12 protein-coding genes are annotated in these 16,299 nt (G+C 58.1%); 3 read left to right on the forward strand and 9 right to left on the reverse strand.

Annotated features, from left to right (window positions below; translation table 11 throughout):
- Positions 1–200: 200 nt before the first annotated feature.
- The 5 genes from VIL80_RS13200 to VIL80_RS13220 all read right to left on the reverse strand — a co-directional run bounded on the left by VIL80_RS13200 (position 201) and on the right by VIL80_RS13220 (position 6,198).
- On the reverse strand, positions 201–608 hold the full coding sequence (locus VIL80_RS13200) for an MAPEG family protein (RefSeq protein ID WP_332036560.1): 408 nt from the start codon (positions 606–608) through the stop codon (positions 201–203).
- A 418-nt stretch (positions 609–1,026) separates the two neighbouring features.
- Positions 1,027–2,016 (reverse strand): NADP-dependent oxidoreductase, encoded by a 990-nt coding sequence (locus tag VIL80_RS13205; protein ID WP_332036561.1) that lies wholly within the window; start codon positions 2,014–2,016, stop codon positions 1,027–1,029.
- Positions 2,017–2,226: 210 nt separating this feature from the next.
- On the reverse strand, positions 2,227–3,282 hold the full coding sequence (locus VIL80_RS13210; RefSeq protein ID WP_332036562.1) for an AraC family transcriptional regulator: 1,056 nt from the start codon (positions 3,280–3,282) through the stop codon (positions 2,227–2,229).
- A 186-nt stretch (positions 3,283–3,468) separates the two neighbouring features.
- Positions 3,469–5,406, reverse strand: coding sequence for a glycoside hydrolase family 13 protein (locus tag VIL80_RS13215; protein ID WP_332036563.1), 1,938 nt, complete (start codon positions 5,404–5,406; stop codon positions 3,469–3,471).
- 108 nt (positions 5,407–5,514) lie between these two features.
- The gene (locus VIL80_RS13220) at positions 5,515–6,198 is read right to left on the reverse strand and encodes an aspartate/glutamate racemase family protein (protein ID WP_332036564.1); all 684 of its coding nucleotides are present in this window, start codon (positions 6,196–6,198) and stop codon (positions 5,515–5,517) included.
- Positions 6,199–6,524: 326 nt separating this feature from the next.
- Here VIL80_RS13220 and roxB point away from each other — a divergent pair, with 326 nt between their 5' ends.
- Positions 6,525–8,690: a rubber dioxygenase RoxB gene (roxB, locus tag VIL80_RS13225; protein WP_332036565.1), complete on the forward strand. Its 2,166-nt coding sequence runs from the start codon at positions 6,525–6,527 to the stop codon at positions 8,688–8,690.
- Between the two features lie 69 nt (positions 8,691–8,759).
- On the opposite strand, the gene VIL80_RS13230 is transcribed toward roxB, so the two are convergent.
- Positions 8,760–9,587, reverse strand: a complete 828-nt coding sequence (locus tag VIL80_RS13230) for an LOG family protein (protein WP_332036566.1) — start codon at positions 9,585–9,587, stop codon at positions 8,760–8,762.
- A 275-nt stretch (positions 9,588–9,862) separates the two neighbouring features.
- Here VIL80_RS13230 and VIL80_RS13235 point away from each other — a divergent pair, with 275 nt between their 5' ends.
- Positions 9,863–12,112 carry a TonB-dependent receptor gene (locus VIL80_RS13235; RefSeq protein WP_332036567.1) on the forward strand — a complete coding sequence of 750 codons (2,250 nt, stop codon included), beginning with the start codon at positions 9,863–9,865 and terminating at the stop codon, positions 12,110–12,112.
- A 74-nt stretch (positions 12,113–12,186) separates the two neighbouring features.
- Here the strand turns inward: VIL80_RS13235 and VIL80_RS13240 are convergent, their stop codons facing one another.
- The gene (locus tag VIL80_RS13240) at positions 12,187–13,878 is read right to left on the reverse strand and encodes an alkaline phosphatase D family protein (RefSeq protein ID WP_332036568.1); all 1,692 of its coding nucleotides are present in this window, start codon (positions 13,876–13,878) and stop codon (positions 12,187–12,189) included.
- Between the two features lie 343 nt (positions 13,879–14,221).
- Here VIL80_RS13240 and mtgA point away from each other — a divergent pair, with 343 nt between their 5' ends.
- On the forward strand, positions 14,222–14,902 hold the full coding sequence (gene mtgA / locus VIL80_RS13245) for a monofunctional biosynthetic peptidoglycan transglycosylase (RefSeq protein WP_332036569.1): 681 nt from the start codon (positions 14,222–14,224) through the stop codon (positions 14,900–14,902).
- 38 nt (positions 14,903–14,940) lie between these two features.
- Here mtgA and VIL80_RS13250 read toward each other — a convergent pair whose 3' ends face one another.
- Together VIL80_RS13250 and VIL80_RS13255 are read right to left on the reverse strand one after the other, a co-directional pair.
- Positions 14,941–15,966, reverse strand: coding sequence for a zinc-binding dehydrogenase (locus VIL80_RS13250; RefSeq protein ID WP_332036570.1), 1,026 nt, complete (start codon positions 15,964–15,966; stop codon positions 14,941–14,943).
- 104 nt (positions 15,967–16,070) lie between these two features.
- On the reverse strand, positions 16,071–16,299 hold a 229-nt coding region (locus VIL80_RS13255; protein WP_332036571.1), incomplete at its 5' end, for a YfbK domain-containing protein.

Here is a 16,299-nt window from a genome sequence, read left to right on the forward strand (position 1 = left end):
AAAACCCTGATATTGGAGACAAAATTAATGGTCTAGAAGTAGAGTCAATCACAACGATTTCGGAAAAAATCGTGCATCCACACCCGTCAATACGCCATGAAATTGTATGCCTGTCTGTATGGTGGCCACCCGCTCTCGCACCAAATCCCGAAAAAGAAAATAAATAGTTGCCTAAAATTAGCTTCGCCTTAAAAAGACGATCAAGTAGCACCCGGCACCGATACCAGTAGCTGCCACGCCACAGCCACCTGAGCGAAAAATCCCGCAATAAAAGCCAAGGTACGGACCCAGGGAATTCCCAAAGCGTACGCAATGGCATGCACTACCCGCGCCCAAAAATACACAACGCACGCGGTCACGGTAATCGAACTGCTGATACCTGCGATCTGCGCAATCAACACCAACACTGCAAAAACCACCAGGTTCTCGATGGCATTGGTATGCGCCCTTTGTAGACGTGCCGCCCAGGGCGACTGGGGCTTGGGATCTGTAGGGTACCCCACCGTATCGAATATGCCCCAGACCGCAAACCGGTTCAGAATGTACGGAGCCCAAAGCACTGCCGTTAAGATCGTAACTAGGGTCAGATAATAAAGTTCACTACTCATAACGCTTCCTCTTTGTTGGGTGGGATACTATGGCCTTCCTATAGCAGTCTGGAGTCCGAGTTTCGCACGGAACTGGCTGGAAAATCGCGAATGGCCAACCATGTAAAACGCTAAGCCGTCATCGAAATGAACAGTGCGACAATCAGACCGATAGCCAATCCAATCAGCGTGCCAGCAGCTACGCCGCGCATCAGTATCTTCTGTTCGTCGTTTGTCATTTCACAGCTCCAAAGTAATACATCAAAAGACACTTGAAGATCGGGATCTTGTGGCGTTGCGAATACTGAATTGCAGCATAAAGGTAGAGCGTCCGTAGTATCGCGGCAAGATCACTGCAAAATGGGGGTTTTCCCGCCAAATAAAAAAGCCCCGCCGGACGGCAGGGCTTTTGTATTTAACACTTAAGCGTTCTAGCACCTCAGAGTTTTACAAGCAGCTTCCCCTGGTTGCCGCCGTTGAACAGCAGGTTAATCCCGTCCACGGCACTTTCCAGCCCGTCGAGCACATGGGTGCGGAAGCGGATTTGCCCGTTCTGCACATACTTGGCCAGAGCTTCGGTGGCTTCCTGCGCCTTGTCCAGGTGATCCGGCACCACGAAACCTTCTACGCGCAGCCCCTTCAGGTTGATGTCCATCCAGTTCGGGCCCGGTGCTGGTTTTTCGAAGTTGTATTCGGCGATCATGCCGCACACCAGGATGCGACCGAAGCGGTTCATGCGCTCGTAGGCCAGCTGCTGGATCGGGCCACCGGTATTTTCGAAAAACAGATCGATGCCGTTCGGGCAGGCGTCGTCCAGCTGCGCGGCGAGGTCGTCAGACTTGTAGTTGATCGCCTTGTCGAAACCGAGCTCCTCCACCAACCAGCGACATTTCTCGTCGCTACCGGCGGTACCCACAACGCGCAGGCCTTCAGCCTTGGAAATCTGGCCTGCCAGTGAACCGACGGAGCCGGCGGCGCCGCTGATCAGAATGGTCTCGCCCGCCTGCGGCCGACCGATCTTGATCAGGCCCACGTAGGCCGTCAGGCCGGTAACGTAGAACACGGACAACAGCGCCTCCGGGTCGATGGAAGCATCCACCACCTGCATCTCGTCATTGCCGAGGACGTATTCCGCCCAGCCTGTTGTGCCGATCACTCGCGCACCTACCGGGTAATTGGCGTTGCGGGACTCGACCACCTCGCCGACACCGTAGGAGCGCATCACTTCGCCCACCTGAACCGGCGGCAGGTAGCTGTCTTCGCGCGGATTCAGCCAGGTGCGCATGGCCGGATCAAGGGACATGTAGGTCTGCTTGACTAGGAACTGGCCCTCTTCCAGCACCGGGGTTTCCAAGTCTACGGTAGCGAAAATATCGGGGGTGATATCGCCGCTCGGGCGTTTGGCTAGTTGGATGGCTTTATAGGTCATAGAACACTCTTTGCTAAACAGCGTGGCAAAAGGCCAGCTTGTGATTCATCGCTCCATCACACCGGGTAGCGCTAGTGACAGGGGCGATGAGATAGCACATTGTCCTCACAAAGCTCCGGACAAAACTTGTCATATCACGCCATTAATTTGTTTATTTACGTATCTATGACCACGGTGCACGACACTGACAAGAGATGCGTGGCTGGGCGCTCAGCGCAACCAGGTAGGCCGCCGGCGCTCCCGCGCCAGCTTCCTGGCGGAGCCGGGCCGGCCATTGGCCTGGCGCCACTGGCGCGGACTCATGCCAAACCAGCGCTGAAAGGCTTTGGAAAAGGTGGCAAGATCAGCATACCCGAGCAGGCCTGCCAGCTGGGTCAGGCTGATATCGGATTCCTTCAGGTAGCGCGCTGCCTCCGCCTGGCGGGTTTCGTTCAGCAGTGCTTGGAAGCTGGTTCCCTCCTCCGTGAGCATGCGCTGCAGGGTGCGGGTGCCGAGCATCATGTAATCGGCAACATAATCCAGGGAAACCTGGCCATTGGGCAGCAGGTTGCGCAGCAGGTGACTGACGAATTCAGGCAGTTCCTTCGGCGCAAGCTCGTCGAGTTTTTCGATGTGCGCCTGCATCAGCGCGTGCAGTGCCGGGTCCGCATCACTGAGTGGCGCCGCTAGCAGGGCGGCATCAAAAACCCAGGCATTCCTGTCGCTGTTGAAGTGGGGCGCGGTGCGCAATAGGCGTGCATAACGGTGCGCAGAGGCACCAGCCGCGGTTTGCAGGTACAAGGCCCGGGGATTCCACTGCCGTCCCAGCAACATTTTCAGCAACTGCCACCCTACCGCCACGCCGTGTTCAATCGCCTGCCGTGAGGGAATGCCTTCGCGCAGTACTGGCGTGTACTCAAGGAATGCCAGCTTATCGTGCACCTCCAGCTTCACCACACCACTGCTGGAATGCAGGTGGTAGTAGCGGGCGAGTTCCGCGAGTGATTCGCCGGCGGTGTTGGCGTTCTTGACCAGATAAAGGAGCTGGCCAAATACCGCGGTGCCCTGGCGCAACCCGAGCTCTAGTCCGAACAGGGGGTTGCCCGATTCCCGCGCGCAGTCATCCAGCAACAGCGCCATACGCTGGAAGGAAATAAGGTTATCGGGATGGGCCAGGGTATCGGCGGGAAGACCGGCATTATCCAGCATTAGCTGCGGATCGAGCCCGGAGGCGACACAGAGTTCGTCAAACATTACCAGCGACGAGGCCCGGGAGAATTCTTCCATCGGTTACCTTTTTCAACGGCGCTACAGGGTCGCGAGCGAGCGCCCCGTGAACTTCGGAAGATTCGGAGAGCATCGTCGGGTTATAGCGGCACTAGCGTGGATTGGCAACAAATGGCGTGAATGACCAAGTTTTGTTTCAGGGGGCGCGCCAGCGCGTTCGGCTGGCGCACCCCACCCAAGACGGAGCTAGCGCGTGCTCACCAATAGAACCCTGCCCCACTTGCCGGTGACTGGCAGGCTCAGCTTTCCGGAAGCGGGCGCAAAGCGCTCTCCGCTCAGCAGGTCGACAACCGTTCCTGTGGATGCATTGAAGTCCAGTTCGACCTGCTGCGCGGCATCGCGATTGTTCAGCACTACCCACAATTGCTGGCCCTGATAACGTCGCTCGAAAGCAAATATGTCTCGGTCGTCGTCGGCGAGAATGGTCCGGTATTCGCCAACACGCAGGGCGTCATACTGCCGGCGAATTTTGCTCAATTTCTGGTAGTGCGCGAGCAGGTCTTCATTCACCGCGACACTGTCCGGTTTTCTTTTGCTGCCGTCTGGGTTGTACACCTCATCCGCATAATCGATATCAGCCCACACCATGGGCTTGCGGTCATCCGGATCGTTGGCGCCCCACATGCCCACTTCATCGCCGTAATAAATCATCGGCGCACCTACATAAGTTAGCTGGAAGATGGCAAACAGTTTTTGCAGCTGGCGCTCATACTCGTTGGGTTTGCGTACCTGATACTCGGGATTACCCGCGGCTTGAGAGGCATTGAAATATTTGCCCCACTCGCGGAAATTGCCGATGCCGCGATTGACGATGTGCGAACCGATGCGGTTGGAATCGTGGCTGCCAAACAGGTTCTGGGTAACGTAGGCAACACCTTTTGGATACAGGGTGCGCATACGCGCAAGCTCGCGGTCAAATTCACTGGCACTGATGCGGGATGCTTCGGGGTGAAAGAAAAACTCAGCGCTGCTGAATGCGAAGTTGTAATTCATTTCACCATCGAATTCGTCGCCCTGCAGATAGGGTTTAACCTTGTCCGGGGTATCGACAATTTCCGCGGTCAGATAGGCGTCCGGGTTGATGGATTTAACGTGCTGGCGCCACTGCTTCCAGAAACGGTGGCCCACACAAAATGCCACATCCAGGCGCCAGCCATCGATACCGTTTTCACGACCCTTTCCTTTGGGATTCATCCAGCGCTCGGTCGCGGCGAACACATAGTTTTTCGGGCCGTCGGCGAGGCCATCAACATCTTCGGCAAACTCGGGCAGCGACTTGACCCCGAACCAGCCTTCGTAATCGAAGGCGGTACCGGCCTTGTCATCGGCCCACGAGGTTACGGTAAACCAGTCTTTGTAGGGCGAAGCCTGCTGGTTCTTCTTCAGATCCCGAAACGCGAAACTGTTGATCCCCATGTGATTGAACACACCGTCAAAGATCACGCGGATGCCCTTGCTGTGCGCCTTCTGGATCAGCTCCAGCGCCAGCTCATCCGCCTTGGTCCAGACCCAGGTGGAGGGATCGATGGGTTTTTCCGTCGCCATCAGGCGGCGGTCGCCCTCGGGATCGGGGCCGAAATTGGGATCAATATGGTGATAGCTGGCACCGTCGTATTTGTGCAGCGAGGGCGAGTCGAATACCGGGTTCAGGTAGATCGCATTAATCCCCAGTTCCTGCAGGTAATCCAGCTTGTCGATCACCCCCTGCAGATCGCCGCCGTAACGCCGGCGCAGCAGATGTTTCCACAGTTCCTTATCGCCATTTTTCTGCTCGTATTCCTGCAGTTCATACCAGTCACTGCCCCAGGGATGTACTGACCAGTGCGCCACCGGCTCCTGCGGATCCGAGCCCGCGAGATCGGTCACTTTCGGGTCGTTGCCGGGGTCGCCATTGCGGAAGCGCTCGGGGAAAATCTGGTACCAGATCGCCGACTTGGCCCACTCGGGCACAAACTCGTCCTGCTGGTTGAGCTGGATCGGCGCTACCGGAGTCGCATCGGACTGCGCCGGGCACAGCCCGTGGGCCGCGCCACACAGACCGAATGCCAGCGCCGTTACCGAAGCCAGCTGTCGTGCGGTATGGGTGATGACGCTTGAGTGGCGGGGCGCAGAGAAGATTCGCATGACTGGGATTCACTCGGTTGTTATTCGATGGTGGGGCAAACATCCCCACGGCTACCAATAACAATTATCCGCTGCCCGGTCCTCCTCCCCCGAGGGGGGCGGGTCGTATCAGGATTGGCCGATGGCCAGCGTTACCGCTTTGCCGGCGTGAATCTGCGTCGTGTCGTAAAGCGGAACCTGCGTATGCTTTTGCTGCACCAGCAGCGCAATTTCGGTACACCCGAGAATCACCGCCTCGGCACCGCGCGCATGGAGGCTGCCGATGATTTTCAGATATTTTTCCCGCGAGGCATCCCGTATTTCACCAAGGCAGAGTTCCGTATAAATCACCTTGTGGATCAGGCTTTGTTCTTCCTCGTCGGGAACGAGGACATCGATTCCATATTTTTCGGAAACCCGCCCCTTGTAGAAATCCTGCTCCATGGTAAATCGTGTGCCGAGCAGCCCTACTCGCTTAACGCCGTCGGCAACCAGCTGTTCCGCTGTGGCATCGGCGATATGCACGAGCGGGATGGCAATTGAAGATGCGATTTGTTCCGCGACCTTGTGCATGGTGTTGGTACAGATCAGAAGAAAATCCGCACCACCGGCTTCAACAGACTGTGCGGCACGGCAAAGAAGGTTCGCAGCCTCATCCCAGCGATTTTCATGTTGCAGCTGTTCGATTTCAGCAAAATCAACGCTATACAGACATACCCTGGCGGAGTGCAACCCCCCGAGAGCCTTGCTCACCCCTTTATTGACCGCACTGTAATAGCTTGCGGTTGATTCCCAGCTCATGCCGCCGAGCAAACCAATCGTTTTCACTAGTTATCCCCTGTATTCAACATTTATTTCCAGGCGTGCAATCCCTCACACAAACGAGCACCGACGCACAAATTTGTGCTGGTCACCCATGCACTGCGCGTATTAACCCGGAAAATTCGTCCGATCCGACGATTTACTCCTCTCTCCGATTCTTTAGCTTACCCACCTATTTACCAGAAAAATAATTCAACTTTCGTCCACAAAAATATACCCCGGCGCAATTGCAAAAAGCAGCTGCGGTAAGCGGCAGTCCGCGTGTGCGGTAGTAGGCCTGCCAATTTACAAGCGATGATAAAGGAGAGCCTGATGCCATGTTGGAGCCAACCCCGACAATAAATAGACCTGTCGCACCCAGAGGTGGTTCGAAAATAAGAACTGCGCTGCTTGCGTCCCTGTTAACCCTGTCTTCCCTGGAATCCCTTGCCTACACCGGCACGGACACGGAGTACGACGACCCCTACTACGACCCCAGCGTGCCATCCACACCCCACGGTGTGTATAACCGGCCCGCCGATTACGACCCCAATGCGCTGCTCGGCAGCAGCAACGGCGGCTGGGCGGTGTGGGATTTCTGTTATGGCAAAGCGGACGATACCGAGCTGCCGGAAGATCCGCGCTCATTCATTCAGGAAGGCGTCAGCGATGGCCGCGCGGTGCACTTCAATGCCTACTACAAGAATTGTCACGTTGACCCGGAAGCCGTGCGCGAAGTTGGCGCGGCCACAACCTGTGGCGAACTGCGTGAGCGCTTCGACCTTGGTGAGCGCTTGCTGACCGGCGGCTCTCCCGGTGTCGGTGCCCTGTTTGCCGGTACCGACCCCTACACCATCGAAGCGGCGCTCGGCATTTCCACCCTGCTGCCGGATCAGTATCGCGACCTGTGGAAATCCTGGGGTGGTTACGCGTCGAAACCGGCCAAGTTCGATCAGCTGGTGGCGGAGCGCTACGGATCGGTGCTGGGCGAGAAGCGCAATCCCTACCCGCTATTCGGGGAAAACCCCAATCTCACCAACGGTGGTTCCGGCCAGTTGCCGATGATGTTCACGCAGATGCGCTATCCCGACGGCACCTGGACCGGCCGCATCGGTGTGACCTGTCACGCCTGCCACAGTGGCGCCGTCGACGGTAAAGTGGCGCTGGGCGGCGGCAGCTCGCTGGCGGATCTCGATCTGTTCCTGCGCGATGCACTGCCGCAAGGCTATCTCGCGTCCGTCGCCACGCTCGCCAACCTGAGTCATACCCGCGGCACCAACAATGCCAGCGACGTAAACCTCGCATTTATTTTCCCGGACCAGGGGCTGTATTCCGCACGTGATGCGGTGGACCTGATCACCTCCGGCTCCACCGCCAGTATGGATACTCCGGCGTGGTGGAACCTGGGTCACCGTCCGGTGAAGTTTGTGGATGGTATGTTCCCGGCGGATGCACCGCGCATCGACCAGGTGTTCTACACCCCGTTCTTCGGCCTGTTTGGCGAAATTCTCGGCCCCCTGAGCGATGCCGGCCAGAAATACATGCGCGATAACGGACCGCCCATCAACGCCTGGATTGAAACCCTCAAGGCGCCGAAGTACCCGGGTACCATTAACACCGCACTGGCCGAGGAAGGTGCTGTGCTGTTCCACGAGCTGGATATGTGGGCTCCGGAGCGCAACAACACGGTTCGCCGCCCGGAGGGCAACGGCAGTTGTGCCGGCTGTCACGGCGCTTACGCGCCGCGCTATGTGAACAATCCCGAATACCTCGCCAGCCCGGTGCTGGAGGGCATCGCGTCCTACATCGTGCCGCAGGAAATCATCGGCACCGACTCGGTGCGCTGGGAAACCAACAACGAAGGTATGCAGCGCGCGGGCTCGGTGAATTTCTTCGGTTATCCACCCACCAAGGGCACCGATCAGGATTGCGGTCCGCAGAACCAGGAAAGGCTGCGCGGCGATCGCGAGCTGGGTTACCTGGCACCGCCGCTTTACGGGGTATGGGCAAGCGCGCCGTATATGCACAACGGCTCGATCCCGAATGTGTGGGAAATCCTCAAGCCGTCCGATCGCGAACCGCTGTGGCGCCGGGTGTCCAACAACAAAATTGCCAACCCTTGGTACAACAACGGCAATGTGCTGATGGGTTACGACACCAAACTGGATACCGCCTACGATGAAACCAAAATGGGCTGGAAGTACGATGTCATCGATTGCGAATGGCGCTCATTCTGGAATCCCTCGGTATCGCCTTTCCGCACTTGCGATCCCAACGACAAGCATGCAACACCGTTGGCGCAGGAGATTCTCGATGACATCTTCGGCAATCTGATCCTGACCTGGAATATCTTCTTCCCGCCGACGCTGACCATGAAGCAGATGGAAGATCGCAAGATCTACAACACCCTGCTGTTCAGCCATGGCAACGAAGGCCACGAGTTCAACAATGTGCTGACCGACCACGAGCGGTTGGCGATTATTGAATACCTGAAGACCCTGTAAGTAATCACCGGGCACCAGTCCTGCCCGGCCTTTAATGGTCGGGCGGGATGCGTGCAATGTGACGACCAGTTAATGCGCCCAACCGAGATGCGCTTCAAGTAGCGCGAAGCCCTCGTCGACCGAATCTACCAGCTGGAAGAGTTCCTTATCGCCCGCCGAGATATAACCCTGCTCGACCAGAAAATCGAAATCAATCAAACGTTGCCAGAAGTCCCGCCCATACAGGATCACCGCGACGCCCTGAGCTTTGCGGGTTTGTATCAGCGTGAGAATTTCAAACAGCTCGTCCAGCGTGCCGTAACCTCCCGGAAAGCAAACCAGCGCCCGAGCACGCGCCATTAAGTGCATTTTGCGCAGTGCGAAATAGTGAAACTGGAAGTTGAGTTCCGGGGTGATGTAGGGATTGGGCCGCTGCTCGTGAGGCAGCACGATATTGAATCCCCCGTTTACGGCATTGGCATCGGCGGCGCCGCGATTGGCCGCCTCCATGATACCCGGACCGCCGCCGGTGACGACGGTCACCCGTGCCTGCGGATTTTGTTCACCATGGGCAGCCACCCGCTGCGCGAACTCCCGCGCTGCGGCGTAATAGCGCGCACCACCCGCCGGGTGCTCCGGCTCACGCGCACTGCCGAAAAATACCACGGTGGCATCGACCCCCTTGTCCTGCAACAGCTGATCCGCCTTCATCCACTCCAGCATCAGGCGCACCGCGCGCGCCTCATCACGCAGAATAAAACACGGATCGTCGTAGGCCAGACGATAGGCATTGTTCGAGCTGAGATCACACACATAGCCCGAGGCAGCACTCTGGACATCCTCTGCTGCGCTGGCCAAGGTTGATCGCTGCTGCTCTTGCATGGGCTGTTCGCCCTGCATGGATTGCTTTTCTGACATCGAAGGCCACTCCCCTTTTAATTTGCGTAGTGACTATGGCAGCTCTCTGCCCTTTTCTCACCCCCATATGAACCAATTGTTAGGACAGTGTCTCGCGCTGAATTGCGCAATGTAGCGCGTGGGCAGACAGTGGAGGAGAGAGAGTATCGCGACTATTGCTGCGTGACGCACTCTGGCAAGCCATCAATATCTGTCACAAATCGTTCACCGCCACGTATTAATTCCTCACTAGTATCCAGCGCGTAATTCTTTTCAGGATAAACGCTGGAGCTTTCATGAACCCGATCAAGAAACGGAACTTCCCACTCGCCACCTTGGCCTGTGTTATCTCGACTATTGCTGCGCAGACCCATGCTCAGCAGGACGCGCAACTGGAAGAGGTTATTGTCACCGCACAGAAGCGCGCACAAGCGATCCAGGATGTACCGCTGACCGTCAGCAGCCTGGACGGCGACACCCTGAGTGAGCTGGGTATCGACCGCTTCGACAGTCTGTCGGACCTGGTGCCGGGCCTGGTGGTACAGCAGCAGAGTGTGAACAACAACGGCTATGTGATCCGCGGCATCACGTCTGATGACGGCAGCGCCCCAGGTGCCGCGAGGGTATCGGTCTACCTGAACGGCACCGATGTGTCCCGCTCGCGCACCTCCTATTTCGAGGTGTACGACATGGAGCGTATCGAGGTGGTGAAGGGGCCGCAGGCTACCCTGTTCGGCACCGCCGCTTCCATCGGTGCGATGAGCTTTATCACCGCCAAACCACAGCAGGAATTTGCCTCCGCCCTCACCGTAGGTGCCGGCGATTACGATATGCGCAAGCTCGAGGGTATAGTGACCGGCGGCGATGACACGGTGCAGGGCCGTCTGGCGTTCGTCACCCGCGAGCGCGCGGGCTATGTGAAAAACGCCAGCGGTGAGGCGGACCTGAACGGTTACGAACGCGAGGCGATCCGCCCCAGCCTGCGCATCACCCCCAGTGACGATCTCACCATCGACTTTGTCTACAACTACGACAAGGCCACCGACCCGGGTACAGCCTTCGTTAATCAATCTGTACTGTTTACTGACAACGCCGCGCTGAGCGTGCCGGACAACAATGTGCTCGGCATGGACAATATCGGTGTAGAGCGCACGGTGAAGGATTTCAATGCGAGCGTAAGCTGGGAACTGGGCGACGATCTGGCGCTTACCTATATCGGCGCGCAGCGTAAACACGATTCCCTTGAGGCCTTCGATGCAGACGGCACCGGCTTCGAGATGCTGAACTTTTCCGAACTGGCCACCGGCGATCAGTCCAGCCATGAGCTGCGCCTGAATTTTAGCGGTGAGCGCATCAACGGCTTTGTGGGCGCGAGTTATTTCGAGGAGGAGGCCGAGCAGTTTGTGGGCTTCGCCACCGAGGAAGGCACCTTCCTCAGCTGCGCCGGTGCACTGGCTGGCATCGGCATTACCTCTTGTAACGCGGATAGTACTGCACTGCTGACCGGCGGCATGGTGGCGGCGCTGCCCTATGAGAGCTATTACGCTAACGGCGCCGACAACAGCAGCCTCAACCTGTTTGCGGACGTCTCCTACCAGGTCACCCCGCAACTGGAAGCCACCGTGGGTGCCCGCCTGGTGCGCGAGCAGCGTGAATCCAGCTACACCAGCGAAATGCCTTTTTCCCAGATACTCGCCTCCCAGGGCCTGATGACCGACCTGTTCTTTGGTCTGGCGCTCAATACCGAAGGGGGCGTTATCCGCGGGGATTCCGACAATTCCGCGGTACTGCCGCGCTTCAACCTGCTGTATAGCCTCAACGACAACACGAACCTGTACGGCACCATATCCAGGGGTGAGCGCTCGGAAGTGATCGATATGTCGTCCGGTATCGAAAGCCGGATCCCGGCGGAAGAGATCGACAACTACGAGCTCGGCATCAAGGGCCGCCTTGCCGGCATGCCGCTGGACTACGCGGTAGCTGCTTTTTACCAGAACTACGACAACTTCCAGGTGAGCGTGGTCGACCAGGACAGCGGCCAGACGCGCACGGAAAACGCCGGCTCCGCAACCAACACCGGCCTCGAAGCAGAGCTGCGCTGGAATGCGAGCGACAGCCTGCAGCTGATGGCGAATATGGCTTACATCGATGCGGGCATCGACGACGATGCCAGCAATGGTAGCTACGCCGGCAACCAGTTCCGCCTGCAACCTGAGCTGACCGGTGCGATCAGCTATATCTATGAAGCGCCAATCACCAGCGGCCTGGTGTTCACCAGCAGCGGTAGCTGGAGTTACCGCTCTTCGGTGTATTTCGATATCACCAACCGGTTTGAGGAAGGCGCGGTGGACCTGCTCAACCTGCGCACCGGGATTGCCGCCAGCGACCGCAACTGGGCATTGGCGCTCGCCGCCAGTAACCTGCTGGATGAGGAGTACATCATGGATGCGGGCAATACCGGGTCTTCCTTCGGCTTCCCCACCTATATCCAGGGCGCACCGCGCACGCTGAGTCTCGAGTTCAGCAAGCGTTTCGGGGCGTTTTAATTTCTCGATTGGCAAGCCAATAAAAAAGGCCAGTGCTTCGCAGCACTGGCCTTTTTTCTGCGTGTTAACGCAGATCAGCTCAGTGTGTGGGTAACACTGTGGCGCGCCACTTCCACAAATTCGGTGCTGCGGATGTTATCCACATACTTCCACTCCGCCTGCACCCCATCGCGGCGGAAGGTCAATGCCATATAACCGCGCTGGTGCAGGTTGCAGTATTGCAGCTCGTCCACCAGCACTGGCATGCCCGCGGCCATTTCGGTCGCCGCTTCCTCATCCATCTTCAGGTAGGTTTCCATACCCGGCGAGGTCACGCTGGGGGCTGCGAATTCCACCCCCACCATTTGCCCCGCCGCATCTTTCAGATGGCTGTACCAGGCGTTGTGGGTATCGCCAGCTACGACCACCAGATTTTTGTTCAATCCCTTGATGTGCCGATACAGCAGCTCACGCTCCACCGCGTAGCCATCCCACGCATCCAGGTTGTACGGGACCACGTGTTGCAGGCGGGCACGCTGGCTCTCGGTCAGTGGCTTGCCCTGCAGACTGGCGGCCTTTAGACCGATCAGCTCGGCGGTGTGATTCTGGCTGCCGCCCCGGTAGAAGCTGGTCATCATCTCCACCGGCAGGTGTATTTTGCCCATCAGCACCTGCTGGCCCAGCAACTGCCAGTGGCCGGTGGATGTGGAGAGTGTTTCCTGCAGCCACTGCAACTGTGGTTTGCCCAGCAGTGAGCGGTCCGGGTCTGCCATGGCGGCACTGAAGGCACGGCCGTCGAAGTTGCCTTCACTGTCCATATAGCGCTTGAAGTCTAGCTGCTGGTCGCGGCCAATCACCCGGGTATCCAGCATATGCAGGTCCAGCAGGTCGCCGAAGCGGAAGCTGCGGTAGATCTGCGGATTGCGCTCACCCATGGGCGGACGGATCGGTAGCCATTCGTAGTAGGCCTGGACCGCGGCGGCGCGGCGGGCGAAGAAATCGCCCTCGTCTTCGCTGTGGTTCTGCGCCCCGGCTTTCCAGGTGTCATTGCTGATTTCGTGGTCATCCCACACCGCGATAAACGGCGCTGCGGCGTGCAGCGCCTGCAGGCCGGCATCGGTGCGGTACAGGGCATAGCGCTTGCGGTAGTCGGTGATGGTATAGAGTTCGCCGCGGTTATCTTCCGGCAGTGCGCGGCCGATTTCCGCCGCGCGCTCGGTGGCGTAACCGCCGCTACCGTATTCGTAGATGTAATCGCCGAGGTGCAGCACCGCATCCCAGTCATCACTGGCAGCCGCCAGCTGGTAGGCGTTGAAGTAACCCGCCGGGTAGTTGGAGCAAGAAAATATCGCCAGCTTCACCTGTTCGATGCCCGCAGCAGGCAACGTTTTGGTGCGCCCCACAGGGCTTTGCTCACTGGCACCAATAAAGCGGTAGTAGTACGCGGTGTTCGGCTGCAGCCCCTGCACGTCGATCTTTACCGTGAAATCCCGCGCGAGATCGGTTTCCGCCCCACCGCGACGTACGATTTTTTTGAATTCCGGATCGCTGGAGAGTTCCCAGGTGACCTTTGTCGGCGCGGAGGGCTCGGTGCCTGCTGCCGGCGTTGCGCGAGTCCACAGGATCACCGCGTCCTGCAACGGATCGCCACTGGCCACGCCGTGCTCGAAGGTCACCTCGGACGGCAACTGGGGGCGGCTCATAGCCTGCAGCGGTGTTGAGACCACTACACTGCCGGTGGTGGCGAGTGCGGCCCTGATGAAATTGCGTCGAGTAAATTGGTTCACACCGGAGTCCCTGTTGATAAATTTGATCGCCCAGCCTAGAGGGAAGTTGTGACAGCCTTGCGAACCCCGACATTCGGAATGTCGAAGTATCCAACACTTATCCACATCCGGTTTGCCCACAGCTTCTCGGGACAGACCTGTGAATATCTACTGGATATCCCGCCGCAAACCAGTAACCCCGTCTGCCGCACGGCAGCGGTCGAAATTGCGTCAGCTTGAAGATAACATCAGCACCCCACCGCCGACACTCGCAGCCGCCCCGCCAGGCAACCTTTCAGCGCCGCGAATGTCCCAACTTCCAATGAATATACACACTGCTTATACACAGCCCGGTTGCTCTCCCATGCCCAAGTTCCTGAACCGCGCAATCCGTATCTGCCTCTGGCTCGGCGTCTCATTCATACTGGCTACGGTGCTGCTGGTACTGCTGCTGCGCTGGATCAACCCGCCCTCTTCCATGGTGATCCAGTCCTGGCAGCAGCAGAGTGGCCGTGCAGTTCACCAGACCTGGCGTCCGCTGGAGAAGATCTCTGGCAATTTGCAGATGGCGGTGATCGCGGCAGAGGACCAGAAATTCCCCCAGCACTTCGGCTTTGACATCGGATCGCTGCAAAAGGCCCTGAGCGAAAAACGCAAGCGCACCCGGGGGGCCAGCACCATCACCCAACAGACGGCCAAGAACCTGTTCCTGTGGAATGGGCGCAGCTATCTGCGCAAGGCTCTGGAAGCCTGGTTTACCCTGCTGATGGAGATCCTGTGGCCCAAGGAGCGCATCCTCGAGGTGTACCTGAATATCGCCGAGTTCGGCGAAGGGGTATACGGCGCCGAGGCCGCCGCGCGCCAGTTTTTTGGCACGTCGGCTCAACAGCTAACGCGCTGGCAATCGGGCCTACTGGCGGCGGTACTGCCCAATCCCAAGCAGATGTCGGCACGGCGTCCGTCGGCGTATGTGCAGGGCCGCGCCGCAACAATCAACCAACAGGTGAAACAACTGGGCGGAACCGCTTATCTCGATTCCCTGTAGCCGTGGGCTTCGCGCCGGTAGTGATAGCGGCGCAAGCTTCAATCAACGGTGAGGACGACCTTGCCGACCGACTGCCCACTGCGCAGATGTTCAATTGCGTCGTGGGCCTGTGCAAACGCAAACTCTCGTCCGACAAATGGCGCCGGTAATTCCAGGTTCGCACACCCCGTCAGTAGCTGATCAAACAAGGCCTGCTCCTGCCACAGCCAGATCAGGTTGAATGCCATTACCGATTTGTTGGTGCTGATCATATCCATCACATCGTAACGGGGGCGTTTCAGGTACAACCAGGCGGCCTTCCACCAGTTGGGTTTATCGCCCGGGGTAAACTCCGCCGCACCAAATACGATCAGCCTTCCGGTTGGCGCCAGGGCCTCAAACGAGCGTTTCTGGATTTCACCCCCGATTCCATCAAGCACCATTTGCAGCGGTCTGCCGGCGAGTTGCGTCTTCAGCTGCACCGCAAAGTTTTCCCCACGGACAATGACTTCATTAAAGCCCTGCGCGGAAAGAAATTGCTGTTTCGCTACCGAGCCCACGGTACCGATGGGCACCCCGCCCAATTTTTTAACCATGCGCATGGCCTGCAAGCCGACGCCGCCGGCGGCACTGTGGATCAAAACCACTTGCCCGGGTTTCAGTGCGCCCAGTTCGGACAGCGCGTAAAAGGCGGTGAGGCTTTGTGCGGGGAAGGCGGCCGCCTCGGAAAAGCTCCAGCCATCTGGAATTTTGCGGCAATGCTGTGGCAGTACATCCACACAGTTCGTGTAACCGCCGAAACGGGTGCATCCGTAGACTCGGTCACCCACCTTGAGGTGCGTATTGGCAGATGTACCTATTTCATCCACCACGCCGGAAAATTCAAGGCCGGGAATGAAACTGCCCTCGGGCGTGGCGGAGTAAAGGCCGGTTAGCGCGAAGATATCTGCAAAGTTCAAACCTACCGATTTTACTTCGATCCGGATTTTTTCCGGATCCGGTGCGTCGAGAACCTCTTGCAACATCTTCAGGTTACTGATGGTACCGGCTTTTGGTGTACGCCAGACGTTCCGAGTACCTCTCATCAAGTCTTCTCCTATTTATCGGCACTCAGTGTGGAAACAAGGATTGGTGAAGTAGAAACATTTTCGCGGCGAGGGCGCACCGCCCCCACCTAGCACCGAAGCTACTATTCTGGCCCACCGACTACTGGTGGCGTCTGCGCACGAACCAGGGCATCCGCGGTTTTCACCAGCCGCACGAATTCCGCCCTTTCCCCATTGATATCCTCGCCACGGGCCATCTGGGCGATTGCCACCACCTCGTCATAGCCAAAGTTGCTGAGCGGCTCATTTTTCAGCAGCAAGCCAAACCCGGCTACCGCGGTGGCAAAACGCAGATCTGGAGAGGCCTGGTCC

The sequence above is a fragment of the Microbulbifer sp. genome (assembly GCF_036563125.1).
Lineage (GTDB): Bacteria > Pseudomonadota > Gammaproteobacteria > Pseudomonadales > Cellvibrionaceae > Microbulbifer.